Here is a 24,892-nt window from a genome sequence, read left to right on the forward strand (position 1 = left end):
GGGAGGATCAGGTGTCGTGTTCGATGATGCCCAGATCCTCCCGGTGGTCGTCGATCCCTCCCGGCGGGTAGGACTCGACCTCCGGACGCGCGCGCAGGAACAGGGTGCTTGCGATGAGCCCTCCCCACACGACGACGATGGCGAGGATGAGGGACGTAATGGCGAGGGGGGTCATCGTCCAGCCTCCTTGTTGCGGCTTGCGTCGGGCTCGGGCGGGTACGGCGGCCACGCCCGGTAGTGGTCGGGGGAGTGGCGCCACGGCACGAGCGTCCCGACGACCGCCCCGATGACGAGCACCGCGATCGCCCCCCAGCCGAACACGCCGAGGTACCAGAACGGGTACGTGTCGTACCCCTCGGTGATGAGGGTGATGATGCGCGCCACGAGCATGTATCCGAGGACGAGCGGGGCGAGCACGCCGACGAGCCCGATCCACACCGGTCCGACGGGGAAGGTGGAGAGGGCGTTGAGGTGGTAGCGGAGTTCGGGGCCGCGGCGCAGCACCCAGATGACGACGATCGTCATGATGACCGCGGAGGCGACGATGCCGATGTTGTTCGTCCACATGTCGGTCACATCGAGGGCCAACAGGCCGGTGGTCGTGGAGAAGAACAGGATCGACAGCACGGCGGAGACGCCCCCGATGCCCACGGCCGCCGCACGGCGTGAGATCGACAGCTTCTCCTGGACAGCGGCGATGACCACCTGCAGCACCGAGACGAGGGAGGTGAATCCGGCCATGGCCAGCGATCCGAAGAAGAGCGCGCCGAAGATCGGGCCGCCGGGCATTTCGGACACGATCGCGGGGAAGGTGACGAACGACAGGCCGACCCCGGCGATGCCGTCGAGGTCGGAGACGGCGACACCCTGACGGAACGCGAGGAAGCCGAGCGTGGCGAACACGCCGATACCCGCGAGGATCTCGAACGACGAGTTGGCGAAGGCGACCACGAGGCCGGGGCTGGTGAGGTTCGAGCGCCGCCGGCGGTACGACGCGTAGGTGACCATGATGCCGAACGCGATCGACAGGGAGAAGAATATCTGGCTGTAGGCGGCGATCCACACGTCGGGGTCGGTGAGGGCCGTCCAGTTCGGCGTGAACAGCGCGTTGAGCCCATCGGCGGCCCCGTCGAGGAACAGGGCGCGGACCACGAGGATCAGGAACGCGACGACCAGCAGTGGCAGGAACACGACGTTCACGCGCTGGAGGCCTTTGGCCACACCCAGGGCGAGCACGACGATCGCCGCGATCCACACGAGCGCGAGGGGGATGAGCACTCCGGGGACGAAGTCGAGGGTGAAGACGCTGTCCTCGGGGATCCGCAGGTACTCGCCGAACAGGAAGCCCGCCGGGTCGTCACCCCACCGCAGGTCGAAGGAGAAGACGAAGAAGCTCAGCGCCCACGCGATGACCGCGGTGTAGTACAGGCCGATGACGAAGGCGATGGTCACCTGGAACCAGCCGAGCGACTCGAGCCAGCGGCCGGAGCGGCCGCCGAGGCGACGGAAGGCCGTGGGCGCGGCCCCGCGGAAGCGGTGCCCGATCGCGTAGTCGAGGAACAGGATGGGGATGCCCGCGGTGATGAGGGCCACGAGGTACGGGATGAGGAACGCGCCGCCGCCGTTTTCGTAGGCCACCCCCGGAAACCGCCAGATGTTGCCGAGCCCGACGGCCGAGCCGATCGCCGACAGGATGAAGCCGACTTGTCCGGTCCACTGCTCGCGTGGTCTCGCCGCTCCCGCGGCGGGGGTGGTGTCGCTCACAGGTGAGCTCCCTTCGTGTTCCTCTCGGCGGCGATCTGAGAACGCCGACGCTAGCAGTGCGCAACGCCGCGCGGGAGAGGTGCCGTGGCGCCTCCCGCCCGGGGTTGCGGGGTCAGCATCCCGGTCCGCGCGGCGATTCCGCGCAGGAACGCTCCACGAGGGCGGTCCGGGCCTCGAGCACCTCGACGGGGTGACCCGTGCTCTGCGCACGGACGGCGCCGACGACCGGCCGCCAGCCGTGCCCCCAATCGACGGAGGCGTCGTACACGACGGTGGCGGTGACGATGTACGTGCCGCGCGCGTCATAGGTGTGACCGGTGTCGGTGGGGGTGAACTGCGGCGAGCCCTGGGCGTCCCATGGCGCGCCCCCGGTCGTGGAGGACGAGGTGGTGCCGTCGCCGTAATCGAACTCGAACCCGACCGGTACGAACCGCACGGCGACCTCGTGTCCGAGCAACTCGCCGGCCATGTTCTGTTCGGAGGCGGCGGCGTAGACGTTGGTCGGCAGGCCCACCACCGCGAACCCGGACGGCTCGTTGTCGATCGAGGGTCCGACGGGGCGGAAGGAGACCAGATCGTCGGCGGTGACCGTGGGGTACACGAACACGTCGTAGTTGCCCCGATCACAGAACCCCGGCATGCAGTCCGGCACCGCCTCCGCGGAATCCTCGTCCGCGCCGTGCCACCCGCCGTCCCCGTCGTCACCACCGCTGTGCGTGCCAGGGCCTGCCGTGCCGCCCGATCCGCCCATGGACGCGCCCAGGTCCACCTGCGCCCCGTCGCTCGTCGTTGTGCAGGCATCGACCCACCCCGCACCATCGCAGGCGTTTGACGTGGGAGCGAAGGTTGCCGCGGCAGAACCAACCGCGAATGCAAGCGCTGCGATAGCTACCGTTATGTGCACTCTGGAGGACCCTCGCGACCAGTGATCTCGCTAATCCGCCACGTGGCGCCGCCGCGCGTCATCGACACGGTCATTGCTTGTACGGGAGGCCGATCAGAGCCAACCACCGAATCCCCAGTGGGGTCAACGACGTCGACGTCGGACACATCGAGACAAATGGCGAGGTCTAGTTTTGTGGCAAATGCCTCACCCTTCGGGAGCTCCACGATGACTGTAGCGATGGTCGTTCCGTTCACCTGCCATCCATTCGCGTGGTACTCCGAGAATGTCTCCCGTGCCCCAGCGTTTGCTTCTCCCGTCGTCAGGGCGTAGACGGGCTCGAACGTCTCCGGGTCGCTGAGATCGACGTCGTTGAGCGCGTCGACGTAGGCGCGATAGGTCTCCTCGGCGGCGGCGAAGGCCTCTTCCTCCGACGCGAAGCCTGTGGGGGTGGGGGTCGGTTCGGGTGTCGGGGCGCAGCCGGCGAGCGCGGCCGTGACGATCAGCACCCCGAGACTGCGGGTGAGGACGGTGGTGGCACGACTCATCACGGCACAAACGTAGCCGTGCCCGCCGCGCCGGGCGCACGGTTGTCCACAGGCACCGCCACCGATCGTTCACCATTCCGCCATGAGCCGGACAGTGCGCCCCCTCGCCGGGTTCACCCTGCGCACCCACCGTGTAGAGACAGGCGGGGGGCTGTCTTCCGCGTCTTCCCGTGACCCGGAGGTCCAATGGCACGCGATGTGGCACCGCTGGCGTGGGTCGAGTCCCCCCTGCAGCTGATCGGAGCGGCCGAGTGGGCACACGCGCACCGCGAATCGGTCGTCTTGGCCGGAAGGCTCACGGCGCAGATGTCCGAGACCGCCGACGAACTGCTGGCGCGCGGTGCGCGGTTCTCCGACACCCACCCGTACCTCGGAATCCCCTGGGGGCTGTTGGCGCGGCATCGTCACTGGCTCGTCGGTGACGGGTATTCGGGGCAGTTCCGTCTGGCCGCGGCGGTGCTCCGCCCTCGGCGGGTGACCTTCCTGGACGACGGGGCGAACGCGATCGCGTACGCGGACACCCTCGTCGGGCGCCGACCGTACACGCGCCCCGGCAACCAGGAACGCGGCCTCACGACACGCGTAGGGCCCCTCGCACACGCTCACCTCGTCTCTCGCGCGTTCGCGGGCGATGTCGACATCTTCACCGCCTTCGACCTCGGCTACGCCCGTCGCGACGCGTTGGCCGAACTCGGCGTCCCGGTGACCCGTCACGCGTTCGCGTTCACACGCGAAACCGCCACGCCGCATCCGTTCCGCACCTCACGCGTCGTGCTCGGCAGCGCTCGCCCCGACGACGGTCGCATGGACCGCGACGTCTACCTCGACTGGGTCGCGCACGAAGCGTCGATCGCTCCCGTGACCTACCTGCCGCACCGGCGCGAGTCCGACGAGCAGCTGGCCGCGGTCGCGGAGGTGCCGCACGTGATCATCGAGCGGCTGGACCTCCCGGTCGAGCTCGTGCTGGCCGGGGTCCGGGAGCGGCTCGACGTGTTGACGCTCGCCTCGTCGACGACCACCACGCTTCCCCTCGTCCTGCGGGATTCCGCCGCGGTGCTGCGCGAACGTCAACCGGGCACCCGGCACCGGCGGCGGGCGGTGCGATGACCGCCCGCGAGCACGATGTCGCGCGCGAACAGACCCGCGTCGTCGCGATCATCCCCGCACGCGGGGGATCGAAAGGCGTGCCGGGGAAGAATCTGCGGCGGGTCGGGGGCGTGCCGCTGGTCGCGCGTGCGATCGCCGCAGCCAAGGCTTCCCCCGCGATCGACCTCGTCGTGGTCTCGACCGACGACGAGACCATCGCCGCCGTCGCGCGCGAATGGGGGGCGACCGTGGTCGAACGGCCCGACGCGATCTCCGGCGACACCGCCACCTCCGAGAGCGCACTGCTCCACGCGCTCGACGTGCTGGAGTCGGCGGGTACGCGGACACGGACCCTCGCGTTCCTGCAGGCGACCTCGCCCTTCATCGACACCGACGCCCTCACGACGGCGGTCGCCGAGGTCGAGGCCGGTCGCACCGACAGTGCCTTCTCCGCCGTCGAGACGTACGGCTTCCTGTGGCGGACCGAGGCGGACGGGGGCGCATCCGGCGTCAACCACGACGCCGCGCACCGACCGCGGCGCCAGGATCGCGAGCCGCACTTCCTCGAGACGGGCGCCTTCTACGTCATGGACGCCGCCGGCTTCCGGGAGGCGGGGCACCGCTTCTTCGGACGCATACGCATCGTCGAGGTGCCCGAGAACACCGCGATCGAGATCGACACGGCGGAAGAGCTCGATGTCGCTCGGGCGATGGCGGCGGCCGGTCTGCGCTCCATCGCACCGACCCCGATCGAGGGGCCGATCGACGTGGATGCGGTGATCACCGACTTCGACGGCGTCCACACCGACGACCGTGCCTTCGTCGACGCCGACGGCACCGAGTTCGTGCGCGTGAGTCGCTCCGACGGCATGGGCGTCGCGCTGCTGCGCCGGTCCGGCGTGCCCGTCGTGATCCTGTCCACCGAACGCAACCCCGTCGTGTCCACCCGGGCCCGCAAGCTCGGCGTCCATGTCGCCCAAGGACTCGACGACAAAGCCGCGGCGCTCGTGGAATGGGCGGCGAAGCACGGCATCCCCCTGCACCGACTCGCGTACGTCGGCAACGACGTCAACGACCTGGCATGCCTCGAACTCGTCGGCTGGCCGATCGCCGTCCCCGAGTCGCACCCGCTCGTGCTGGCCGCGGCGCGCACCGTCCTCACCGCCTCCGGCGGTGCGGGAGCGGTCCGCGAGGTCGCCGAGCGGGTGCTCGCCGCCCGAGGCATCGCCCCCGACTCTCCGTCCGCCGCGCCCGCGGCACCCACCATGAGGAGCAACGCATGACCGTCACCATCGGAAACACCGTCATCGGGGGCGGTCGGCCCACGTACGTGATCGCCGAGATCGGGCTGAACCACAACGGCGACGTCGAGATCGCCAAGCGCCTCATCGACGTCGCCGCCGACGCCGGGGCGAATGCGGTGAAGTTCCAGAAGCGCACCCCCGCCATCTCGACCCCCGAGCACATGCGCGACGTACCGCGCGAAACGCCCTGGGGCACGATGACCTACTTCGAATACCGCACGCGCATCGAGTTCGGCCGCGACGAGTACATCGCGCTCGCAGACCACGCGCTCCTGCGGGGCGTCGAGTGGTTCGCGTCGCCGTGGGACGTGCCGAGTGTGGCGTTCCTCGAAGAGCTCAACGTCCCCGCCCACAAGGTCGCTTCGGCGTCACTGACCGACACCGAACTGCTGGAGGCGCTGCGCGACACCGGCAAACCGGTGATCTTGTCCACGGGTATGTCGACGTCGGAGCAGATCGATCGTGCCATCGGGGTTTTGGGCACGGGCAACCTGGTTCTGCTGCACGCGACCTCGACTTACCCGATGGAGCCGGAGGAGGCGAACCTCCGGGTCATCCCGACGCTGCGCGAAAGGTACCCCGGAGTTCCGGTGGGGTATTCCGGTCACGAGCGCGGACTGCAGATCTCGCTGGCCGCGGTGGCCCTGGGCGCGACGGTGGTCGAGCGCCACATCACGCTCGATCGCACCATGTGGGGGTCCGACCACGCGGCCTCCCTCGAACCGACCGGCCTGAACCACCTCGTGCGCGACATCCGCATCATCGAGTCCGCCCTCGGCGACGGAGTCAAGCGGGTCTTCGACAGCGAACAGGCGCCGATGGCGAAGCTGCGCCGCGTCCCCGCGTGACATCCGGCAGGCTCCGTGTCGTCGCGATCGCCGACACCGACTCCTACGTCAAATGGGCGGCCGCGCTGCTCGGGTCGCGGCCCGATGTGGTGGCGGGCACTCTCCTCGTGCTCGAGACGCCGCTCGTGGTCAGCGACGCCCAGGAGCGGGCGGCCCTGACCGGCAGTGGAGTGGAGGGTGCCACCCGCGTCGGATACGACGACCTGCTCGATCGGGTGCGCGAGGTCGGACCCGATGTCGTCATGCTCGCCGCCCGGGGCCCGTTGGTGCGGGTCCTCGCACGGCTGGTCGCGGCGGCGGTGCCGGAGGCGGTCATCGCGACCGGGTTGCCCGGCATCTCCGTGCCCGCGACGCGGAAGGCCCTGGTCTACCGGGCGCAGTGTGACGCGTTCGTGCTGCATTCGCACCGTGAGGTGAGGGAGTTCACCGCGGTGGCGATCGAGAGGGGCATCGCGCAGCGTTTCGCGCTCGCGCGGCTGCCGTTCGCGCGCGCCGACGTGACCCGTGACGGTGAGGTGCGCGGTGACGACCTGGTGTTCGCCGCGCAGGCGATCGTGCCCCGTGAGCGGGTGGACCGGCTTCGTGTCGCCCGCATGCTCGTCCGGGCCGCGCAGGCTCATCCCAACCGCCGTGTGGTGGTGAAACTGCGCGGGGTCAAGGGCGAGAGCCAGACCCACCGCGAGTACGACGGATACCCCGACCTCATCGCCTCCCTCGGACCCGTTCCCCCGAATCTCGTCTTCTCGACAGAGCCGATGGGCGCCGCGCTGACGCGCGCGGCGGGCCTCGTGACGGTCTCGTCCACCGCGGCCGTCGAGGCGGTGGCACAGGGCACCCCGGTGATCGCGCTGGACACCTTCGGCGTGGGACCGGACCTCATCAACACCGTCTTCGTCGGTAGCGGCCTGCTCGCGGGGGAGGAGTCGGTGATCGCGCGGGACTTCCGCGACCCCGAAGCGGGATGGCTCGAGGACAACTATTTCCACCGGCCGGCCGACGACACGTGGCTCGACGTGCTGGGAGACCTGGCCACGGCGCGACGGACGGGCTTCCTGCCCCACCGCCCCCCGTGGCCTCGACGAGGCGGAGCGCTCCGCGACGCATGGGAGCGCAAGAGCGTGCTCGGGGCGCTCGACCGCTCTCCGACCGGCCGCGCCGCATTCGTCATCGGCGTGCCTGCACGGGCCGCGGTGCGTCTGATCCGACGCGTCGTCCACGCACGGCCCGCCACTCGCTCCTAACGGGGAGCATCGTCCGGGGCTTCGGTCTCCGGGTCGTCCGTGTCGCCGTCGGCGTCGAGGAGATCGTCGAGCTCAGCCTGGAACGCGTGGTCGGGAGCCGGTGCCGTCAGCAGCGGCTCGGCGTCGTCGCACCGTGCGATGAGGTCGCTCAGCAACGCTTCGAGTGAGGAAGCCTGCAGGAGCGCGAGGTGATCGAGGGTGCTCAACGGTGCGATGCCCGCCAGCTGCCAACAGGCGTGGGTGGGGTCATCCGCCAACTCGATGTCGGCATCCCACGCCTGTTCGGCGAATTCGGCCGTCATCGACATCAGGCGGCGCACCGTCTGCTCGGCACGCGTGCGTAGCGGCAGGAGTGCGTCGTCCCACTCGGGCATCGGCAGCTCGCGCACCAGCGCCCGCGGATACGGGTCGTCCTCGAGCCATTGTTCGACCTCGAAGCGCCCACCGCCGATCGCCACGAGCTGCAGATCGTCCTCGCGCGCCGCCACACGGGAGACGCGTGCGAGAGTCCCGGTCGAGAACCGTTGCTCCCCACCGCCGGCCTCCGGCCCCCGGGCGATGAGGACCACGCCGAACTGCGGATCCTCCTCGTCGAGCAGGTTGCCGAGCATCACCAGGTAGCGCGACTCGAAGATGCGCAACGGCAGCGGCATGTAGGGCATCAGCACACTGCTGAGAGGGAACATCGCCGTCTCGCGCATGGTCCCAGTCAACCACCCCCGGAGACGCCCCGGGGCGACCGGGGGCGATAGCCTGACCCTGATGAGCGACGAGATGACAGAGCGCCCCCGGACCTCGCAGACCCCGTCGCCGGCCACCACCGACATCCCCGTTCCCACCCAGGCTCAGACCTGGCGCGCATTCGCCGTCTGCGTCTCCGTCGCGGCGCTGACGATCCTGGACCTGACGAAGGTCAACGTCGCCCTCCCGTCCATCGAGGATGCGTTCGGGTCCGCCTCGACCGAACTGGGGCTGATCGTCTCCGGGTACGTGCTGACCTTCGGCCTCGTCCTCGTCCCGGCCGGACGACTCGGCGACCAGCGCTCGCGCCGGGCCCTGTTCATCATCGGGTTGAGCCTGTTCACGGTGATGAGCCTGGTCTGTGCGGTGGCCCCGTCGATGACGGTCCTGCTGATCGCGCGGTTGCTGCAGGGTGTGGCCGCCGGTATCCAGATGCCCCAGGTGCTCGGCATCATCCAGGAGCTGTTCCGCGGACCCGCGCGCGGTAAGGCGTTCGGCGCCTTCGGGGCGATCATCGGCATCTCCACCGCACTCGGCCCGACCATCGGCGGTCTCGCGATCGCACTGGGCGGAGCGCAGGATGGCTGGCGGTGGATCTTCTGGATGAACGTCCCCCTGGGGTTGGCGGCGATCGGGTTGGCGATCTGGCTCCTGCCCCCGCTCCACCGCCGCACCCGGCGGCCGCTGGAACTCGACCCGTTCGGGACCGTCCTGTTCGCCCTGGCGGTCGTCTCGCTCATGCTTCCGTTCCTGTTCACGACGGGTTCGCCCGACGATGATCCGCTCCGATGGTGGCTTCTGGTCGCGTTCGTGCTCTTCGTGGGGGCTTTCGTGCTGTGGGAGCGGCGCTACGAGGCCACCGGCAAAGCGCCGCTGGTACCGCTGCGTCTGTTCCGGGTTCACTCGTACCGCAACGGGACGTTGCTGGCGACGTCGTACTTCGCCGCCCTCCCGTCGGTCTTCCTGCTGACCAACCTCTTCCTGCAGGACGGCCTCGGGCTCGAACCGGTTTTCGCCGGAATGGTGTCGATCGGTTTCGCCGTCACGAGCGCGGCCGGGTCGTGGGTCGGTGGCACCCTCGTCAACCGCTTCGGTCGCCCCTTGGTGGTATGGGGCCTGACCGCCGTGCTCACCGCGACCGGCCTCTTGGTGGTCGTGGCGGTGTTCGTGCCGCCGCCGTACACGGCGTGGGCGATGGCGGCGGCGATGGTCGTCGGCGGTCTCGGCGGGGGACTGGTCATCTCGCCGAATCAGACCCTCGCCCTGGCGGACATCCCGGTGACGGAAGGGGGCCTTGCCGGATCGGTGGGCCAGCTCGGTCAGCGCATCGGCACCGCGATCGGCACGGCGGTCGCCCTCTCCTTCTTCTACGCGACGATCTATCGCGAGGAGGGGACGGCGAGTGACATCGTGGTCTTCCACGACGCGTACGCGTTCGGGATGCTGACCGCCGCGGTCTTCCTCGCTCTCGCCCTGGTCGTCGGCCTCGTCGACCTGACGTGGCGGCGCCGCCTGCGTGCGGACGATGCGGAAGACGAGCCCGAGCAGCGCGTCGGCCACGCCTGAGCGGCGCAGCGCGTGTTGCTCACGCGGGCCGGACGCGCCGCGAGGGCGGCGGCGCGATCCGACGCGGGGCGTAGTGCGCGATCGGAACGGGCGGCGTGGCCCCGCCGGAGCGTTCGAGTGCCGACCAGGACTCGATCTCGGCGAGGGCGGCCTCGGCGTCCCGGAAGCGGGTGCGCAACGGGAGGGAACGTAGCCAGGTGACATCGACGTGGCCGTCCGGGGTGGGCTCGATGAACGCCACGAGGCGTCGTGAATCGTTCTCCGCGAAGCGGGTGTCATGGATCAAACGTCCGTCGTCTTCGAGATCGACCAGGACGTACTGGGCTGACGAAGGCATCATCGCGATGGTCATGAAAGTGTGCGGCTTTCTGCTCCTGCGAGGGGCAACACCATTGTGCGCGGAACCGGCCTCGATCTCCAGGGGGGTTGACAGGGAATCTTCTGTGATTCGTGCGGCACTCTTGCGGCGCCGCGCGGCCCGCGCGGCCGACCCCGTCAGCGGCGAGCAGGCCGATCCTCGACGCGGACGACCGCCATCAGGAGCCCGGCCAGGGTGGCGCCGACCGCGCCCGCGGCCATGTCGCCGATCGTGTCGGTGTAGGTGACGAAGATCGTGTCGGTGACGAACTCGCGCCCGGTCCACTCCACCATCTCCCACACAGCGCTGATCGCGAGCCCGATGACCGGGGACAAAACGATGACGGCGCGCCGCGAGCCTCGGGGGCCGGCCGCCGGTGGCACCACCCGCGCGTGGGCCAGCAGCAGGTACGCCGCGACGGTGAGGGCCGCGGTGGCCGCCGCATGCACGACGAGGTCCCAGCCGGGCAGCCGCGTATAGAGGTCGTACACGTTGCTCCACGCCGCCGTGAGAAGGATCACGCCGAAGGCCAGATCGGCGCCCGGGCGCATCGCGAGGAAGCGGGGGACCATCAGCCCGGGGAGGGTGAAAGCGAGGATCCCCGCGTCGGTGGGGTCGTGGAGGAGGAGGGCCGCGGCGACGCTGACGAGCCCGACGGCGCGCATCACATCCGCACCGGCCGCCACGGGCCCGTGCACGGGGCGGAGGAAGTTCCGCGCGAGCGTGTTCACCGCGTCACCCGCACGAGCGCGTGGACGGGCAGATGGTCGGAGGGCCAGCCGCCGGCGGTGCGGAATGTGCCGATCCCGACCGCGTCCACGTGCACGCGGTCGGTCACCCCGATCCAGTCGATACGGGCGCCTCGGCGCGGCTCCCGGTAGTCGGCGAAGGTCGCCCACTCGGGGGTGAGCCGTCGATCGGCCGAGGTCCACGCGTCGCGCAGGCCGTCACGCCACAGCTCCCGGGCGGTCGCCGAACCCGGACGTGCGTTCATGTCGCCCAGGATGATGCCGACGCCGGACGTCGTGGTCAGCACGGCGCGCAACAGGCGGGCGGCGTGCAGACGCGAACGACGCGAGAAGACATCCAGGTGGGTGTTGACGACGACGAATTCGTCGGAGGTGGACCGGTCTCGGAAGCGGGCGACCACCGCGACGCGAGGTACCGGATTGCCCCAACCGCGCGAACCGGGCTCGTGGGGTGTCGGTGACAGCGCGACCTGTTCTCCCGAGAGGAGATCCAGTCTCCGTGCGTCCCAGAACAGCGGGCAGCCTTCGCCCTTCCCATCGCGGTCGCGGCCGCGGCCGAGCCTTTGGTGATCCGCACCGAGGGCCGCGGCGACGACGTCGGCCTGTTCCGGCATCGCCTCCTGCACCCCCAGCACCGTCGGCTTCTCGGTGCGGATGAGCGCTTCCACGGCGCGGCGGCGCCGGTCCCATCGGTCGACCGATCGGATCGACATCGGAAGGCGCCGTCGAATGTTGAACGACATCACGTGCAACGACGGTGGGGCGGCGGCGCCGATCAGGGCGGTGTCCATCACGCGGCGAGGCGGTGGAGGTCACGCGCCCGACGCTCGCGGGCTCGGCGCGTCACCCGGCGCAGTGCCCGCCGATCCCATCGCACCGGCGGGAAGTCGTGCGGCCAATGCATCGTGACCGTGCGGAAGCCTTTGCGCACCCGTGCTGCGAACAGGCCCGCGTCGGCGAACGGGCGCATCGAGATGGTCATGTGCTCGGGACCCACCGCGGCGATGCGGTGGCGTTCGCCGAGATGGAACGCCAGGTCGATGTCGTCGTGGGTGTCGACGTCCCACCGGTGTACGGAGGCGCTCACGGCATGCCACGCATCCGCGCGCATCGCGAGGTTCGACCCGAAGAGCGGCCAGTGGCCCAGGGTCGTCCCGACGATCGCGACGTACGCGCTGAGGTACGCCGCCGCGAGAGGGCGTCGCAGCCACGACGGGCCGTCGTGGAAGGACGCGCCGCCGAACACGGCGCCGGTCTGCGGGTCGTTCTGCAACGCCTCGACCATCGTCCGTGCCCATCCCGGCTGCGGCGAGCAGTCGGCGTCCAGACGCAGGATCACCTCGCCCCGGGCGGCGTCGTACCCCGCGGAGGCGGCGGCGGCGATGCCCGGTGCGCCGCACGTGATGACCGTCGCGCCGTGTGCGCGGGCGACGGCCGCCGACGCATCACGGGATCCGTTGTCGACGACGATGATCTCCTCGAGGGCGATGCTCTGCCGGGACAGGCCGCGCAGGCAGTGCTCGAGGGGGCCGGCGTCGTCTTTGACGGGGATGACCACCGACACGAGGGGACGCGGGGGTGGGGGCTGGTGGAACACGAGGTGCCTCCTTGACGAGGGGTGTCGCCACGCTATCCGGCACGGCGGGTCCGCCTGCCGTCCTTGACAGGGGTTCACGGCGCCGATACACGGTGGTGCGCAGATCGCCCGCAGCGTACGGTGCACGGCTGGCGCGTAGCCTGGACGGGTGACACGCGTGCTCAACATCAGCGCCTACCTCTTCACCCCTCTCGACGACCTCGCAGGGTTGCGTGAGGTGTTGCGGGCGCGCGCGATGGCATCGGGTCTGCGCGGCACGATCATCCTCGCCGAGGAGGGGATCAATCTCTTCCTCGCGGGTGGCGAAGAGGTCGTCCGCGCGTTCCTGGACGACCTGCGCGCGGATGCGCGCTTCGCCGAGCTGACGGCGAAGGAGAGCTGGTCGCCGTCGCAGCCGTTCGGCAAGATGCTCGTGAAGATCAAGCGCGAGATCATCCGCATGGACCGCCCGACGATCTCTCCGTCGGCCGGTCGGGCGCCGGCGGTGTCACCGGAGCAGCTCCGACGCTGGCTCGACGCCGGCGTCGACGACGATGGGCGCGACGTGGTCCTGCTCGACACCCGCAACGCATTCGAGGTCGACTACGGGCGCTTCGACGGGGCGATCGACTGGCGGCTCGAGCGCTTCACACAGTTCCCGGGTGCCGCCGGAGCCGCTCGAGACGAGCTTGCAGGCAAGACGGTCGTCAGCTACTGCACGGGCGGCATCCGCTGCGAGAAAGCCACGATCCATCTGCGCGAGCTGGGCGTCGACGCGCGACAGCTCGACGGCGGCATCCTCGGCTACCTCGAACAGGTCGGCGGTGCGCACTGGAGCGGCGAGTGCTTCGTGTTCGACGGGCGTGAAGCGCTCGGCGCAGACCTCGCCCCGCGCGCGTAGGTCGACACCGGGAGGCGCCCGGTCCTCCGGGGGCCCTACCCTGGGAGCATGCGTCACCCTCAGCCCTTCCCGGTGGGCCCGGGCCAGGAATCGGTGTGGGACTACCCGCGTCCGCCGCGGGTCGAGCCCGTCGACGCCCGCGCGACGATCGCGCTCGGAGGTGAGGTCGTCGTCGACACCGCCGACGTCGTCCGTGTGTTGGAGACCAGTCATCCGCCGACCTACTACCTGCCGATCGACGCCTTCACCGACGGCGCGCTCGTCCGCGGCGACGGCGCCTCGATGTGCGAATTCAAGGGCCGGGCCCGCTACTTCGACGTGCACGGCGGCGGACAGGTCCGTCCGCGAGCCGCATGGACCTACCCGTCGCCGATGCCGGGTTTCGAGGCGCTGGCCGGTCGGGTCGCCGTCTACGCCGAGGGGATGGACCGGTGCGAGATCGGCGGGGTGCTCGTGCAGCCCCAGCACGGCACCTTCTACGGTGGGTGGATCACCCCGGACGTGGTGGGTCCGTTCAAGGGCGCCGCGGGATCCGTGGGATGGTGAGAGGGTGAGCCAGACCGTGCAGACTCGTCCGCGCAGCGGCACCGTCGTCGGTGCCGTCGTCGCCGACCTCGCCGTTGTGATCGCCTTCGTCGCCATCGGTCGCGCCTCCCATGACGAGGGCGTATGGGCCGGGCTGTGGGCGACGTCGTTCCCCTTCCTGGTCGGCCTCACGGCCGGATGGCTGCTCTCGCGGGCGTGGCGAGGGCCGCTGTCCCCGCTGCGTGCCGGGGTGCCGATCTGGGGTGCGACGGTCGTGATCGGCGTATTGGTGCGTGCCGCGTTCGGCGCCGGCACCGAGGTGTCCTTCATCGCGGTGACCGCGGTGGTGCTCCTGGTCGGCCTGCTCGGTTGGCGCGCGATCGCGGCGCCGGTGATGAGGTCGCGCGCCGCCTGACGTTCGGGTGCGGAGTGGGGAGGAACCTGTGGTGAAGGTCGATCTGAAGCGTGAGCTCTCCGGCTACGCCGCCCGCCGCGACGTGTTCGACGATGTCGTGCTGCCACCGCGACGCTATGCGGTCATCGACGGATCCGGGGATCCGAACACGTCAGCGGACTACCGTGACGCCCTCGCGACGCTGTTCCCGTTCTCGTTCGCCGTGAAGTTCGCGAGCAAACGCGGGCTGGGGCGTGACTACGTCGTCGGTCCGCTCGAGGCGCTGTGGTGGGCGGACGACTTCACCGCCTTCACCTCCGCGCGCGACCCCTCCGCGTGGTCGTGGCGGGCCATGATGGTCGTGCCGGACTGGATCCGGGATGACCAGCTCGATCTCGCGACGACCGCCGCCCTCGAAAAGGACGCGCCGGCGATCGACCGCCTGCGGATCGACACCCTCGACGAGGGCCGTTGCATCCAGACCCTCCACGTCGGTCCCTACGACGACGAGGGGCCGGTGCTGGCCCATCTGCACGACCACGTGATCCCGGGCAAGGGGCTGCGGATGCGGGGCCACCATCACGAGATCTACCTCAGCGATCCCCGGCGTGCCGCGCCCGAGAAGCTCCGCACGATCCTGCGGCAACCCGTCACCGACGCGGCCGGGGGATGACCGCGCCCTCGCGCCCGGGCACATATGGCGCGCGCAACGCGACGCCCATGAACACACGCGGACCGAGACGATCGAGGTCGCGCTCGGCGTGCAGAATCTCGGCGAGGAGGCCGCTGCGGCCCGGGGTGCGTTCGACGAAACCGTGCCGGGCGTAGAAAGGGGCGTTGAAGGGCGGTTCGACGAAGGTGCGCAGCGTCATCTCCGCGTGCCCGCGGGAGGCGGCCGTCTCCAGGGCGGCCTCCAGGAGCGCGGTACCGATGCCGCGCCGGGCTGCGGAGCCGCGCACCGACATCTGCTCGAGGTGGCACAGGGCCTCTGCTTCGACGACCTGGGCGAACCCGACGATGCGCCCCTCGAGCTCGGCCACCAGGAGGAACCCGGGCATGCTCGCCCGCTCGGCACCGGTCTCCGCCTCGAGCGCTTCGTCGAGCCGGAAGAACGCCGCCAGCGCCTCGTCCGCCGAGGCTTCCACCTCCTGGAGATCGGCGATGTCGCCATCGGCGGCGAATCGGATCACGGCGTCCACCCCGACAGCGTATGACGCGATCGGTCGGTGCGGCTCGGTACGATCTGTTCATGACCGATTCCCCACCGATCGATGATGTGCCGATCGGCGGCGACGGCATCCGTCTGGGTCAGTTCGTGAAGTACGCCGGCTTGCTCGACTCCGGCGGTGACGTCAAAGAGGCGATCATCGATGGCTATGTCACGGTCAACGGCGAGGTCGATCGTCGCCGAGGGCGACAGTTGCAGATCGACGACGTGGTCGGGTTCGGCGAACGCCGGGTCCGCGTCCGCCCGTAGCCGTCGTCAACGCGGCGACCGGTAGCCGCTCGACGGGCCGCGTCCGCGCCGTCACCCGACGGAGGCGTGCTCCGCGCGGTCCTGCTCGTGACGGGCGAGGGCCGCGCCGATCCGGGCGATCGCGTCGGTGAGGAGCGGACGGGGCAGCGCGAAGATGATGCGGGCGTGTCCCGCGGCCACCTCCCCGCAGGCGGCGCCGTCGGTCAGCGCGACGTCGGCGTGGGTGCGGAACCATTCGCCGAGGTCGCCCTCCACCGCGTACGCACGGAAGTCGATCAGCGCGATGTAGGTACCTTCGGGCATCGTCACGCGTGCTTTCGGCGCATGCCGGGCGAGCATCTCGACGAGGGTGCGGCGATTGCCGTCGAGGTAGTCGACGGTCTCGGCCAGCCAGTCACCACCGTCGCGGTAGGCGGCGATGTTGGCCACCACGCCGAGTGTTGCCGTGCCGTGTCCGGCCCATCCGGCGTGTTCGGCCCACACCGCGGCGTCGGCATCGTTCGAGATGACCAATTGGGCACACTTCAGCCCGGCGAGGTTGAACGCCTTCGAGGCCGAGGCCGCCGTGATGGTGTGTCCCGCCGCGACGGCGGAGACCGACGCATAGGGGATGTGTCGGGCGCCGCTGTAGACGAGCGGTGCGTGGATCTCGTCCGCGAAGACGCGCCCGCCCTTCGCCTCCACGACATCGGCGACGGCGGTCAGCTCGTCGTGGCTGAACACGGTGCCCAGGGGGTTGTGCGGATTACAGAGCACCAGAAGCCCCGCGCCGTCGTCGAACGCGCGTCCGATGGCCTCCAGATCCATCGTCATGCGTCCGCCGCGTTCGACGGCGGGTACCTGAATCACCTCCCGTCCGTGCATCTGGGGCACGAACAGGAACGGCATGTAGGCCGGAGTCGGCACGATCACCGCGGACCCGGCGGGTGTGAAGCGGGTGATCGTCGCCTCGAAGGCGGCGATCACGTCCGGTACGGGGTGGATGCGACCGACGGGGATCCGCCAGCCGAACCGGTCCGCGTACCAATCGGAGGTGGCTTCGGCGAGTTCGGCGGTGAGCCAGGCGGGAAGGTACCCGGTCAGACCGCGGGAGACGGCTGTCGAGATCGCCTCCTGGATCGCCGGGGCGACACCGAAATCCATCTCGGCGACCCACGCCCCGGTCTTCCCGGGATAGGCGGTCCACTTCATGCTCCCCGCTTCCCGAAGGTCCGCTTCCGTGAGGTCGTCGTATCCGCCCACCGTCGTCTCATCCTCTCGAACGTCGCCTGTCCGCACCCGCGGCGGCATCTCAACGGTCGCACAGATTGTCAACCCGGTGCGCGCCGAGCGGGGGCTTCGTACGGTGTCGACATGAGCGAACGAGAACACTTGAGCGCCGAAGACCGGACGCGACTGGCGGCGGGGGAGAGTGACACGCTCGCCCCGGCGCCCGAGGGGTCGGAGGAGGCGCCACCGCCGCTGCCGTCTCCGGATACCCCCGCGCCGGACGATGGCGCCACCGTGCGCGACGATCACTGAGGGCGCACACCGCCGAAGACGCCGAGCCGGACACCCCGATCACGGGAGATCCGGCTCGGCTCATCCGCGTCGCCTCAGGTCGTGGCTTGAGACCTCTTCGGGAGGACCCAATCTCGCCGCGGGAAGTGGCACGTGTAGCCGTTCGGGATGCGCAGCAGGTAGTCCTGGTGCTCCGGCTCGGCCTCCCAAAACGGACCGACCTGTTCGATCGTCGTCACGGCGGGACCCGGCCACAGGCCCGACGCGTCGACATCCGCGATGGTGTCGCGGGCGACGCGCTCCTGCTCGGCATCGAGCGGGAAGATCGCGGATCGGTAGCTCGTGCCGATGTCGTTGCCCTGGCGGTTCCGTGTGGTCGGGTCGTGGATCTGGAAGAAGAACGCCAGGATGTCGCGGTAGGTCGTCTTCGCCGGATCGAACACGATCTCGACGGCTTCCGCGTGCCCGGGATGGTGGCGGTAGGTGGCGTGCGCATTGGCTCCACCTGTATAGCCGACCCGAGTCTGGATGACTCCGGGCTGCGTGCGGATCAGATCCTGCATCCCCCAGAAGCACCCTCCGGCGAGGACGGCGGTCTCGAGCCCCTCGACCTCGGTGATGGTTCCCTCGTCGTCGGTCATGCGGCACCCTCCTTTGTCGGGATCGGACTCGCGCGCGCCCGCCCGGGGCGCAATCGGCGATTTCCTGCAGTATCTCAGCCCCGCCGGGGGTCGCGGGTCGCGTGGGGCGAGATGTCTCAGGCGACTGTCAGGCGCGCTCGCGCGGCGCGGCCTGGAGGTCGGCTGTGGGGACGCCCGATGTGCTACCGGATTCGACTGAGGTTAGCCCCAACGGCGCGGGCACGTCCCCACGGGGGTTCGGGGCGCCGTGCGGAGGATCGCGAGCATGTCGAGCGCGCCCTCGACCTGCTGGACCTCCAGCCGGTGCGTCGTCGAGGTCGACGACCGTCGGGTCGTCCTCTGACGCCAGGGTGCTGCACCGCTGACAACTCGCTGGGAAACGACCTTGCCCGTCCACCTCGGGCGTACGGTAGCGATATATCGTCAACTATCGCTCACCGATCGGCGAGCGTGGAGGGGAGCAATCGTGACCACGTCATTCTCATCCGGACCGTTCGGCTCCGGCCGAGGTTTCGGCGCCGCAGGGGGCGGCCTCTTCGATGCGATGGACCAGCTCCGAGAGGCCTTCGAACAGCGCTTCCCGGCGCGCATGGCACGGGGGGATGTGCGTTCTGCGGTTCTGTCGCTGCTGCAGGAGAAGCCCATGCACGGATATCAGATCATCGCCGAGATCGGCGAGCGCAGTGGGGGCATGTGGAAGCCGAGCCCCGGTTCGGTGTACCCGACCCTGCAGATGCTCGCCGACGAGGGGCTGATCGTCGCCGAGGAATCCGGCGGCAGGAAGACCTATTCGCTCACGGAGGTCGGTCGTGCCGAAGCCGAGTCGCGCACGGAGGGGTCGGCGCCGTGGGAGATGCCCGGGATGAAGGACGCCGCCCGCGCCGCCACGTTGCCCAAGGCCGGCGTGAAGTTGGCGCAGGCCGCCGCGCAGGTGGCGCAACACGGCACCGCCGAGCAGGTCGCCGAGGCCGAGGACGTGCTCGACGACGCGCGTCGTAAGCTCTACTCGATCCTCGCCCAGGACTGATCGGATGCCGGCCCGACGTCGGCATCGGGCGTCGCACTCAGGAGGCTCGATGACCGACGGGGGCAGCACCCGCGCCCGCTACCGGCGCATTCTGCGCTTCGCCGCGCGCTACATGCTCCAAGCGTGGTGGTTCGAGCTGTTCCTGCCGCGTATCGGTCTCGGATCGTTCGCGGCGCGCGGTCGAGCCCGCCGGCTGCAGCGTCTCGCGCGCAACTTCCACACGCTTGCCGTGGCCCTGGGCGGCCTGATGATCAAGGTCGGACAGTTCATGTCGTCGCGTCTCGATGTGCTGCCACCGGTGATCACGAAGGAACTCGAAGGCCTGCAGGACGAGGTCCCGCCCGTGGACTTCGAGGCGATTCGGGCCCTCGCGGAGTCGGAGCTGCAGGCGTCCCTGTCGACGGTGTTCGAGGAGGTCGAACCGATACCGCTGGCGGCGGCCTCCCTCGGTCAGGCGCATCGTGCGCGCCTGGTGGCCGCAGAAGCGACGCACGCCGGCTTCACCGACGTCGTCGTCAAAGTCCAGCGTCCGGGGATCGATCAGATCGTCGATGTCGATCTCGCCGCGCTCCGCCGGGTCGCGGCGTGGCTCAGCCGCGTGCGTGTGGTGCGTGAACACGTCGACCTTCCCGCGCTCCTCGACGAGTTCGCGGTGACCAGCCTGGAGGAGATCGACTACCTCCACGAGGCGGCCAACGCCGAGCGGTTCCGAGAGGACTTCGCCGACGACACACGTGTGGCGACCCCGCAGGTCGCCTGGGAGCGCTCGACGCGGCGTGTTCTCACCCTCGAGGATGTCACCGCGATCAAGATCAACGACCGCGACGCCCTGCGCGAGGCGGGGATCGATCCGCGCGAGGTCGCCCACGAGTTCGCCGCGGTGATGTTCGAGCAGCTGTTCACGAACGGGTACTTCCACGCCGATCCACACCCGGGGAACGTCTTCGTCACGCCGACGCCGGACGGTCCCAGGCCGTGGACACTGACGTTCATCGACTTCGGGATGATGGGGGAGGTGCCCGATCGACTCCGCCGGGGCCTGCAACAGGTGATCATCGCCGTGGCCTCGCGCAACGGTCGTCACCTGGTCGAGAGCATCCGTGACGTCGGCGTGCTCCTCCCTTCGGCAGATACCGGCGAACTCGAGCGGGCGATGACGACCCTCTTCGCCCGGTTCGGCGGCATGGGGTTCGCCGAGTTGCAGGAGGTCGATCCGCGGGAGTTCCGCGACTTCGCGATGGAGTTCCGCGATCTGGTGCGGCGCATGCCGTTCCAGCTTCCGGAGAACTTCCTGCTGGTCATCCGTGCCGTATCACTCACGTCGGGTGTGTGCAGCGCGCTCGACCCGGCGTTCAACATCTGGGAGGCGGTCGAGCCGTACGCGCAACGCCTCATCCGCGACGAGCGCGGGAACCTCGTGCAGGCGTTCGCATCGGAGGCCGCCTCGGTCGCGGGACTGGTGGCGAGGATGCCGCGCCGGGTCGACGACGTGCTGACCCGGCTGGAGGACGGGAGGTTGGCGGTGGACTCCCCGCGCCTGGACGCACGGGTGCGCGGGCTCGAGACCCTCGCGCGACGCGTCGTCTCGGCCGTGCTGTTCGCGGGCCTTCTCATCGCGGGGGCGGTCCTGCGTCCCGACGACCCGGTTGCGGGGACGGCGCTCATGTTCGCGTCGGTCCCGGCGTTGCTGCACGCGCTCCTTGCCGGGATCCTCGCACGCCGTCTCCCGTAGGGGCGTTCGCGTCGGTCGAGGCGTTGCCGATAGCGTGGACCACGTGCGACCGAGAGGGGCGACCCGGTGACCATCACGTCCTTTCCGATCATCGGCATCGTGCTCGCGGTGATCTCCGCGTTGTTCCTGACCCTCGGCAACTTCCTGCAGTCACGGGGCGTCGCGCGCACGACGGCGGACAGCTCGGGGATCGGTCCGGCCCGGTTCTGGCGCCTCGCGCGCGATCCGGTGTGGCTGGGCGGCAGTGCGCTGTTCGGCCTCGCGATCCTGGTGCAATTGGCGGCGCTCGCGTTCGCCCCCCTGATCGTCGTGCAGCCGGTGGGCGTGATCGCCCTGGTGTTCGCCTCCGTGCTGACCGCCTTGGTCACGAAGACCGCGCCGCGTGTGCGGGAGGTCGTCTCGATCGCGGTGTGCGTGATCAGCCTGGGCGTGTTCGTGTCGGTCGCCGCCGCGGTCAGCGAGCAGACGACCATCACGGACGAACAGCTGATCGCCGTGCTCATCGTCCTGCTCGTCGTCCTCGCTGCGACCTTCGCCGGCCTGGCGGGCTTCCGCCGACGGCGCACACCGCCGGTCCTGTACGTGCTGCTGGGCGGCCTGTACTCCGGATTCGTGGCCACGCTCGGCAAGACGGTGATCCTGCGCATCCAGACCGCGATCCACCATCGTGACATCACCCTCGACGAGACCAACCTGCTCACGATCGCCTGCGCTGCGGGGATCGCGGTCGCCGGGGCCTTGTCGATCTGGTTCGTGCAGACGGCGCACACCGTCAACGGCCCTCAGGTGGTCGTGGCCGGGCTCACCGTCGTCGACCCTTTCGTCGCCGTCGTCCTCGGCATCACGGTGCTGCAGGAGGCAGCGTCCGCACCATTGTGGAGCTTCCCGATCTTCGCCGTGGCCGGTGCCGCGGCGATGGCAGGTGTCTGGTCGCTCGCGAAGGAGCAGACCGACCACACCCCTGCCGCGGCGGTCTCCTCCTCCCCGCCGCCCTCGCGTTGACGGGGTGACTACGCTCGAAAGCACCGCCGCGTCCGCACCGTCAGGAGAGAACCACCCCGTGCCCACCGCAACCGACGCCCTCGACCACGCCGCAGACCTCGCCGAGTTCATCGCCGCCGCACCCTCGAGCTTTCACGCGGCCGAGGAGGTCGCGCGTCGGTTGGAGGATGCGGGGTTCGTCCGGTTGCGGGAGGGGGAGTCGTGGCTCTCCGCCACGGGGGGACGATTCGTCGTGGTGCGTGACGGCGCCGCGATCGCCTGGGCCGTCCCCGGTACGGCGACGGCGGCCACCGGCGTCAGGATCTTCGGGGCGCACACCGACTCCCCGGGGTTCAAGCTCAAGCCCCGGCCCACGACCGGGCGTCTCGGCTGGCTGCAGGCGGGGGTGGAGGTGTACGGCGGGCCCATGTTGAACTCGTGGCTCGACCGTGAATTGCGCCTGGCCGGGCGTCTCGTGCTCGATGACGGACGTGACGTGCTCGCGGCGACCGGCCCGCTCCTGCGGCTGCCCCAGCTCGCGATCCACCTCGACCGCGAGGTCAACGACCGGCTTGCCCTCGACAAGCAGTCCCAGACCCAGCCGGTGTGGGGGCTCGGCGGCGCAGAGTCCGCGGATCTGCTCGCGGAGCTGGCCGCGGGCGCCGACGTCGATCCGGGGCGCATCCGCGGATACGACATCGTGACCGCGGACGCGGCTCGTGGAGGGGTCTTCGGCCGCGACGACGTCTTCTTCGCCGCCGGACGGCTCGATGACCTCGCTTCTGTTCACGCGGGGGTGATGGCCCTCGTCGCAGCGGCGGACACCGCCACCGACCACATCCCCCTGCTCGCCGTGTTCGACCACGAAGAGGTGGGCTCGGGGACCCGCTCGGGTGCGGCCGGCCCGTTCCTCTCCGATGTCCTGGAACGGCTCTGGCTCGGCCTGGGTGCGGATCGTGAGCAGCAGCTCCGGTCGTTGACGGATTCGTGGTGCGTCTCGAGTGACGTCGGCCATTCCGTGCATCCCAACTATGCGGACAAACACGATCCGGTCGTCCAGCCGGTGCTCGGTTCGGGCCCGATCCTGAAGATCAACGCCAACCAGCGGTATGCCACCGACGCGGTCGGTGCGGCGGCGTGGAACGGGTGGTGCGCCGATGCCGGCGTCCACGCGCAGGAGTTCGTCTCCAACAACGCGGTGCCCTGCGGGTCGACGATCGGGCCGATCACGGCGACGCGGCTCGGGATCCGCACGGTCGACGTGGGTATCCCGATCCTGTCCATGCACTCGGCGCGCGAGCTCGCCGGCGTCAGCGACCTATGGGACCTGCGACGCGTCGCCGAGACCTACCTGGGGGGCTGATCATGCACCGGATCTTCACCATGCCCTTCGCCGAGGTGTACCCGATGTACGTGGCGAAGGCGGAACGAAAAGGCCGCACGCGCGCGGAGGTCGATGAGGTGATCACCTGGTTGACCGGCTACGACGACGCGGAGCTTTCCCGTCGGATCGGCCGACGGGAGACGTTCGAGGAGTTCTTCGCCGACGCCCGTCTCAACCCGCATGCGGACCGCATCACCGGTGTGGTCTGCGGGGTGCGGGTCGAGGACGTCGATGATCCGCTGATGCAGAAGATCCGCTATCTCGACAAACTCGTCGATGAGTTGGCCAAGGGAAAGGCGATGGAGAAGGTACTCCGTACGCCGTGATCGGAAGGACGACATGACCGAACGCACCACATGGGTGCTCGTCGACGGCGAGAACATCGACGCCACCCTGGGATCGTCGATCCTCGGGCGACGCCCCCAGCCCGACGAGCGACCGCGGTGGGACCGTCTTCTGAGCTTCGTCTCCACCCGATGGGGTCAGCCCGCGCGGGGGCTGTTCTTCCTCAACGCCTCCGCCCACCTGCCGATGTCGTTCGTCCAGGCGCTGCTCGCGTTGGGGTACCAACCGGTGTCCCTGTCGGGCTCCTCCGAGGAGAAGGTCGTCGACATCGCCATCCAGCGCACGCTGCGCGCGCTGGCGGACCATGACGGCGATGTGGTGCTCGTGAGCCACGACCGCGACTTCGTGGAGGATCTCGGCCACCTCGCCGATGGAAGCCGCCGTCTCGGGGTGCTGGCATTCCACGAGTTCCGCAGCAGTGAGTACACCAACCTCCCCGGTCTCGAGCTGTTCGATCTGGAGTACGACGCCGAGGCGTTCGACGCGCCGCTTCCGCGGGTGCGCGTGATCCCGATCGAGGAGTTCGATCCCGAGGTGTTCCTGCAGGGCTGACCGCCCGATAGCGGCGTAGCCTGGGGGGATGTCCGTCCCCGTTTCCGCCCGCAGCGCCCGCGCCGAGCTGGCCGCGGTCGCCGCCGGGCACGGGAGCGATCTGGACCGCTCCGCCCTCCGGTCGTTGCCGCGGGCGCCGGGGTCGCGGCGGGCCGCGGTGCTCATGCTGTTCGGTGTCCTCGACGACCTGCCGAGCGACCACGACGCCCACGACGCGGCGGTATCGGCCGACCTCGACGTGCTCCTGCTGGCGCGCGCCACGACGCTCAGCTCACACGCCGGACAGATCGCGTTCCCCGGAGGGCGGGTCGACCCCGGTGACACCGGACCTGTCGACGCCGCGCTGCGGGAGGCCCGTGAGGAGACCGGCCTCGACCCGGCCGGGGTCGACGTGCTCGGTGTGCTCGAGGAGGTGCCGCTGGCCTACTCGCGACACCTGGTCCGACCGGTGCTCGGCTGGTGGCGGAGTCCCTCCCCGGTGCGCGTGGTGGACGAACGTGAGTCCTCGGATGTCTTCCGGGTGCCGGTCGCGGACCTCCTCGATGCCCGGCGCCGCGGCACGGTCTCGGTGCGGCGGGAGGGACAGTCGTGGCGCGGCCCGGCCTTCGTCGTTCCGCACGCGGACGGTGAGCATCTCGTGTGGGGTTTCACCGCGATGCTGCTGGACCGCCTGTTCGACCGGCTCGGCTGGACGGAGCCGTGGGATCAGGACCGCGAGTTCCCGCTGACTCTTCCGGGCTGAAACGCGGAAGGCCCCGCCCACCCGAAG

30 protein-coding genes are annotated in these 24,892 nt (G+C 70.0%); 18 read left to right on the plus strand and 12 right to left on the minus strand.

Annotated features, from left to right (window positions below):
- Nucleotides 1–7: 7 nt before the first annotated feature.
- The 4 genes from ABD204_RS10000 to ABD204_RS10015 form a co-directional block, all read right to left on the minus strand.
- The gene (locus ABD204_RS10000; RefSeq protein WP_194425302.1) at nucleotides 8–175 is read right to left on the minus strand and encodes a methionine/alanine import family NSS transporter small subunit; all 168 of its coding nucleotides are present in this window, start codon (nucleotides 173–175) and stop codon (nucleotides 8–10) included.
- On the minus strand, nucleotides 172–1,764 hold the full coding sequence (locus tag ABD204_RS10005; protein ID WP_194425301.1) for a sodium-dependent transporter: 1,593 nt from the start codon (nucleotides 1,762–1,764) through the stop codon (nucleotides 172–174). Before ABD204_RS10005 ends, ABD204_RS10000 begins: the two co-directional genes overlap by 4 nt.
- A 112-nt stretch (nucleotides 1,765–1,876) precedes the next feature.
- A complete protein-coding gene (locus tag ABD204_RS10010) occupies nucleotides 1,877–2,533 on the minus strand; it encodes a hypothetical protein (protein ID WP_194425300.1) in 657 nt (218 codons plus the stop codon).
- A 125-nt stretch (nucleotides 2,534–2,658) separates the two neighbouring features.
- The gene (locus ABD204_RS10015) at nucleotides 2,659–3,198 is read right to left on the minus strand and encodes a hypothetical protein (protein ID WP_409263997.1); all 540 of its coding nucleotides are present in this window, start codon (nucleotides 3,196–3,198) and stop codon (nucleotides 2,659–2,661) included.
- 183 nt (nucleotides 3,199–3,381) lie between these two features.
- On the opposite strand from ABD204_RS10015, the gene ABD204_RS10020 reads away from it, so the two are divergent.
- The 4 genes from ABD204_RS10020 to ABD204_RS10035 are packed head-to-tail and all read left to right on the plus strand — an operon-like array spanning nucleotide 3,382 to nucleotide 7,674.
- Nucleotides 3,382–4,302 carry a hypothetical protein gene (locus ABD204_RS10020; protein ID WP_194425299.1) on the plus strand — a complete coding sequence of 307 codons (921 nt, stop codon included), beginning with the start codon at nucleotides 3,382–3,384 and terminating at the stop codon, nucleotides 4,300–4,302.
- Nucleotides 4,299–5,564, plus strand: coding sequence for an acylneuraminate cytidylyltransferase (locus ABD204_RS10025; protein WP_194425298.1), 1,266 nt, complete (start codon nucleotides 4,299–4,301; stop codon nucleotides 5,562–5,564). The genes ABD204_RS10020 and ABD204_RS10025 overlap by 4 nt, the downstream gene beginning before the upstream one ends.
- Nucleotides 5,561–6,433, plus strand: a complete 873-nt coding sequence (locus ABD204_RS10030; protein ID WP_194425297.1) for an N-acetylneuraminate synthase family protein — start codon at nucleotides 5,561–5,563, stop codon at nucleotides 6,431–6,433. Before ABD204_RS10025 ends, ABD204_RS10030 begins: the two co-directional genes overlap by 4 nt.
- Nucleotides 6,430–7,674 carry a DUF6716 putative glycosyltransferase gene (locus tag ABD204_RS10035; RefSeq protein ID WP_194425296.1) on the plus strand — a complete coding sequence of 415 codons (1,245 nt, stop codon included), beginning with the start codon at nucleotides 6,430–6,432 and terminating at the stop codon, nucleotides 7,672–7,674. Before ABD204_RS10030 ends, ABD204_RS10035 begins: the two co-directional genes overlap by 4 nt.
- Here the strand turns inward: ABD204_RS10035 and ABD204_RS10040 are convergent.
- On the minus strand, nucleotides 7,671–8,375 hold the full coding sequence (locus ABD204_RS10040; RefSeq protein WP_241748092.1) for an LON peptidase substrate-binding domain-containing protein: 705 nt from the start codon (nucleotides 8,373–8,375) through the stop codon (nucleotides 7,671–7,673). The two genes, ABD204_RS10035 and ABD204_RS10040, sit on opposite strands and share 4 nt — an antisense overlap.
- Nucleotides 8,376–8,436: 61 nt before the next feature.
- Here ABD204_RS10040 and ABD204_RS10045 point away from each other — a divergent pair, with 61 nt between their 5' ends.
- Nucleotides 8,437–9,981, plus strand: a complete 1,545-nt coding sequence (locus ABD204_RS10045) for an MFS transporter (RefSeq protein WP_241748091.1) — start codon at nucleotides 8,437–8,439, stop codon at nucleotides 9,979–9,981.
- Nucleotides 9,982–10,000: 19 nt separating this feature from the next.
- Here ABD204_RS10045 and ABD204_RS10050 read toward each other — a convergent pair whose 3' ends face one another.
- The 4 genes from ABD204_RS10050 to ABD204_RS10065 form a co-directional block, all read right to left on the minus strand.
- On the minus strand, nucleotides 10,001–10,318 hold the full coding sequence (locus ABD204_RS10050; protein ID WP_322597634.1) for a hypothetical protein: 318 nt from the start codon (nucleotides 10,316–10,318) through the stop codon (nucleotides 10,001–10,003).
- A gap of 158 nt (nucleotides 10,319–10,476) precedes the next feature.
- Nucleotides 10,477–11,070 carry a DUF2238 domain-containing protein gene (locus tag ABD204_RS10055; protein ID WP_322597633.1) on the minus strand — a complete coding sequence of 198 codons (594 nt, stop codon included), beginning with the start codon at nucleotides 11,068–11,070 and terminating at the stop codon, nucleotides 10,477–10,479.
- On the minus strand, nucleotides 11,067–11,879 hold the full coding sequence (locus tag ABD204_RS10060) for an endonuclease/exonuclease/phosphatase family protein (protein ID WP_194425400.1): 813 nt from the start codon (nucleotides 11,877–11,879) through the stop codon (nucleotides 11,067–11,069). Before ABD204_RS10060 ends, ABD204_RS10055 begins: the two co-directional genes overlap by 4 nt.
- Nucleotides 11,879–12,685 (minus strand): glycosyltransferase family 2 protein, encoded by an 807-nt coding sequence (locus tag ABD204_RS10065; RefSeq protein WP_322597632.1) that lies wholly within the window; start codon nucleotides 12,683–12,685, stop codon nucleotides 11,879–11,881. The genes ABD204_RS10060 and ABD204_RS10065 overlap by 1 nt, the downstream gene beginning before the upstream one ends.
- 148 nt (nucleotides 12,686–12,833) lie before the next feature.
- Between ABD204_RS10065 and ABD204_RS10070 the strand changes: the two genes are divergently transcribed.
- From ABD204_RS10070 to ABD204_RS10085, 4 genes are read left to right on the plus strand one after another with little or no spacing between them, the layout of a single operon-like run.
- Nucleotides 12,834–13,565, plus strand: coding sequence for a sulfurtransferase (locus ABD204_RS10070; RefSeq protein WP_194425293.1), 732 nt, complete (start codon nucleotides 12,834–12,836; stop codon nucleotides 13,563–13,565).
- Between the two features lie 48 nt (nucleotides 13,566–13,613).
- A complete protein-coding gene (locus ABD204_RS10075; RefSeq protein ID WP_194425292.1) occupies nucleotides 13,614–14,111 on the plus strand; it encodes a DUF427 domain-containing protein in 498 nt (165 codons plus the stop codon).
- A gap of 4 nt (nucleotides 14,112–14,115) precedes the next feature.
- Entirely contained in the window at nucleotides 14,116–14,505 is a 390-nt protein-coding gene (locus ABD204_RS10080) for a DUF3054 domain-containing protein (RefSeq protein WP_322597631.1), read from the plus strand.
- Between the two features lie 31 nt (nucleotides 14,506–14,536).
- The gene (locus ABD204_RS10085) at nucleotides 14,537–15,157 is read left to right on the plus strand and encodes a GyrI-like domain-containing protein (protein ID WP_194425291.1); all 621 of its coding nucleotides are present in this window, start codon (nucleotides 14,537–14,539) and stop codon (nucleotides 15,155–15,157) included.
- Here ABD204_RS10085 and ABD204_RS10090 read toward each other — a convergent pair.
- A complete protein-coding gene (locus ABD204_RS10090) occupies nucleotides 15,135–15,683 on the minus strand; it encodes a GNAT family N-acetyltransferase (protein ID WP_322597630.1) in 549 nt (182 codons plus the stop codon). The genes ABD204_RS10085 and ABD204_RS10090 overlap by 23 nt on opposite strands.
- 50 nt (nucleotides 15,684–15,733) lie before the next feature.
- Between ABD204_RS10090 and ABD204_RS10095 the strand changes: the two genes are divergently transcribed.
- Nucleotides 15,734–15,961, plus strand: coding sequence for an RNA-binding S4 domain-containing protein (locus tag ABD204_RS10095; protein WP_194425290.1), 228 nt, complete (start codon nucleotides 15,734–15,736; stop codon nucleotides 15,959–15,961).
- A 51-nt stretch (nucleotides 15,962–16,012) separates the two neighbouring features.
- Here ABD204_RS10095 and ABD204_RS10100 read toward each other — a convergent pair whose 3' ends face one another.
- A complete protein-coding gene (locus ABD204_RS10100) occupies nucleotides 16,013–17,203 on the minus strand; it encodes a MalY/PatB family protein (RefSeq protein ID WP_322597629.1) in 1,191 nt (396 codons plus the stop codon).
- A gap of 111 nt (nucleotides 17,204–17,314) precedes the next feature.
- Between ABD204_RS10100 and ABD204_RS10105 the strand changes: the two genes are divergently transcribed.
- Nucleotides 17,315–17,482 carry a hypothetical protein gene (locus ABD204_RS10105; RefSeq protein WP_194425288.1) on the plus strand — a complete coding sequence of 56 codons (168 nt, stop codon included), beginning with the start codon at nucleotides 17,315–17,317 and terminating at the stop codon, nucleotides 17,480–17,482.
- Nucleotides 17,483–17,556: 74 nt separating this feature from the next.
- Here the strand turns inward: ABD204_RS10105 and msrA are convergent, their stop codons facing one another.
- Nucleotides 17,557–18,102, minus strand: coding sequence for a peptide-methionine (S)-S-oxide reductase MsrA (gene msrA / locus ABD204_RS10110; RefSeq protein WP_194425287.1), 546 nt, complete (start codon nucleotides 18,100–18,102; stop codon nucleotides 17,557–17,559).
- 466 nt (nucleotides 18,103–18,568) lie between these two features.
- Between msrA and ABD204_RS10115 the strand changes: the two genes are divergently transcribed.
- From ABD204_RS10115 to ABD204_RS10145, 7 genes are all read left to right on the plus strand, one after another.
- Nucleotides 18,569–19,129: a PadR family transcriptional regulator gene (locus tag ABD204_RS10115; RefSeq protein ID WP_322597628.1), complete on the plus strand. Its 561-nt coding sequence runs from the start codon at nucleotides 18,569–18,571 to the stop codon at nucleotides 19,127–19,129.
- A gap of 49 nt (nucleotides 19,130–19,178) precedes the next feature.
- Nucleotides 19,179–20,861, plus strand: coding sequence for an ABC1 kinase family protein (locus ABD204_RS10120; RefSeq protein WP_194425286.1), 1,683 nt, complete (start codon nucleotides 19,179–19,181; stop codon nucleotides 20,859–20,861).
- A 66-nt stretch (nucleotides 20,862–20,927) separates the two neighbouring features.
- On the plus strand, nucleotides 20,928–21,863 hold the full coding sequence (locus ABD204_RS10125) for a DMT family transporter (protein ID WP_194425285.1): 936 nt from the start codon (nucleotides 20,928–20,930) through the stop codon (nucleotides 21,861–21,863).
- A gap of 58 nt (nucleotides 21,864–21,921) precedes the next feature.
- A complete protein-coding gene (locus ABD204_RS10130) occupies nucleotides 21,922–23,205 on the plus strand; it encodes a M18 family aminopeptidase (RefSeq protein ID WP_194425284.1) in 1,284 nt (427 codons plus the stop codon).
- Nucleotides 23,206–23,207: 2 nt separating this feature from the next.
- A complete protein-coding gene (locus ABD204_RS10135; protein WP_194425283.1) occupies nucleotides 23,208–23,552 on the plus strand; it encodes a DUF2200 domain-containing protein in 345 nt (114 codons plus the stop codon).
- 13 nt (nucleotides 23,553–23,565) lie between these two features.
- Nucleotides 23,566–24,123, plus strand: coding sequence for an NYN domain-containing protein (locus ABD204_RS10140; RefSeq protein WP_194425282.1), 558 nt, complete (start codon nucleotides 23,566–23,568; stop codon nucleotides 24,121–24,123).
- A gap of 28 nt (nucleotides 24,124–24,151) precedes the next feature.
- Nucleotides 24,152–24,865, plus strand: a complete 714-nt coding sequence (locus tag ABD204_RS10145; protein ID WP_194425281.1) for an NUDIX hydrolase — start codon at nucleotides 24,152–24,154, stop codon at nucleotides 24,863–24,865.
- Nucleotides 24,866–24,892: the final 27 nt, after the last annotated feature.

This window comes from Microbacterium aquimaris (genome assembly GCF_039531285.1).
GTDB classification, from domain to species: Bacteria; Actinomycetota; Actinomycetes; order Actinomycetales; family Microbacteriaceae; genus Microbacterium; species Microbacterium aquimaris.

Bases quoted from the DNA above. Each gene is read 5' to 3' on its own strand.
- ABD204_RS10000 (WP_194425302.1), bottom strand. From the start codon at position 175: ATGACCCCCCTCGCCATTACGTCCCTCATCCTCGCCATCGTCGTCGTG.
- ABD204_RS10020 (WP_194425299.1), top strand. From the start codon at position 3,382: ATGGCACGCGATGTGGCACCGCTGGCGTGGGTCGAGTCCCCCCTGCAG.
- ABD204_RS10025 (WP_194425298.1), top strand. From the start codon at position 4,299: ATGACCGCCCGCGAGCACGATGTCGCGCGCGAACAGACCCGCGTCGTC.
- ABD204_RS10030 (WP_194425297.1), top strand. From the start codon at position 5,561: ATGACCGTCACCATCGGAAACACCGTCATCGGGGGCGGTCGGCCCACG.
- ABD204_RS10040 (WP_241748092.1), bottom strand. From the start codon at position 8,375: ATGCGCGAGACGGCGATGTTCCCTCTCAGCAGTGTGCTGATGCCCTAC.
- ABD204_RS10045 (WP_241748091.1), top strand. From the start codon at position 8,437: ATGAGCGACGAGATGACAGAGCGCCCCCGGACCTCGCAGACCCCGTCG.
- ABD204_RS10050 (WP_322597634.1), bottom strand. From the start codon at position 10,318: ATGCCTTCGTCAGCCCAGTACGTCCTGGTCGATCTCGAAGACGACGGA.
- ABD204_RS10060 (WP_194425400.1), bottom strand. From the start codon at position 11,879: ATGGACACCGCCCTGATCGGCGCCGCCGCCCCACCGTCGTTGCACGTG.
- ABD204_RS10075 (WP_194425292.1), top strand. From the start codon at position 13,614: ATGCGTCACCCTCAGCCCTTCCCGGTGGGCCCGGGCCAGGAATCGGTG.
- ABD204_RS10095 (WP_194425290.1), top strand. From the start codon at position 15,734: ATGACCGATTCCCCACCGATCGATGATGTGCCGATCGGCGGCGACGGC.
- ABD204_RS10105 (WP_194425288.1), top strand. From the start codon at position 17,315: ATGAGCGAACGAGAACACTTGAGCGCCGAAGACCGGACGCGACTGGCG.
- msrA (WP_194425287.1), bottom strand. From the start codon at position 18,102: ATGACCGACGACGAGGGAACCATCACCGAGGTCGAGGGGCTCGAGACC.
- ABD204_RS10120 (WP_194425286.1), top strand. From the start codon at position 19,179: ATGACCGACGGGGGCAGCACCCGCGCCCGCTACCGGCGCATTCTGCGC.
- ABD204_RS10135 (WP_194425283.1), top strand. From the start codon at position 23,208: ATGCACCGGATCTTCACCATGCCCTTCGCCGAGGTGTACCCGATGTAC.
- ABD204_RS10140 (WP_194425282.1), top strand. From the start codon at position 23,566: ATGACCGAACGCACCACATGGGTGCTCGTCGACGGCGAGAACATCGAC.
- ABD204_RS10145 (WP_194425281.1), top strand. From the start codon at position 24,152: ATGTCCGTCCCCGTTTCCGCCCGCAGCGCCCGCGCCGAGCTGGCCGCG.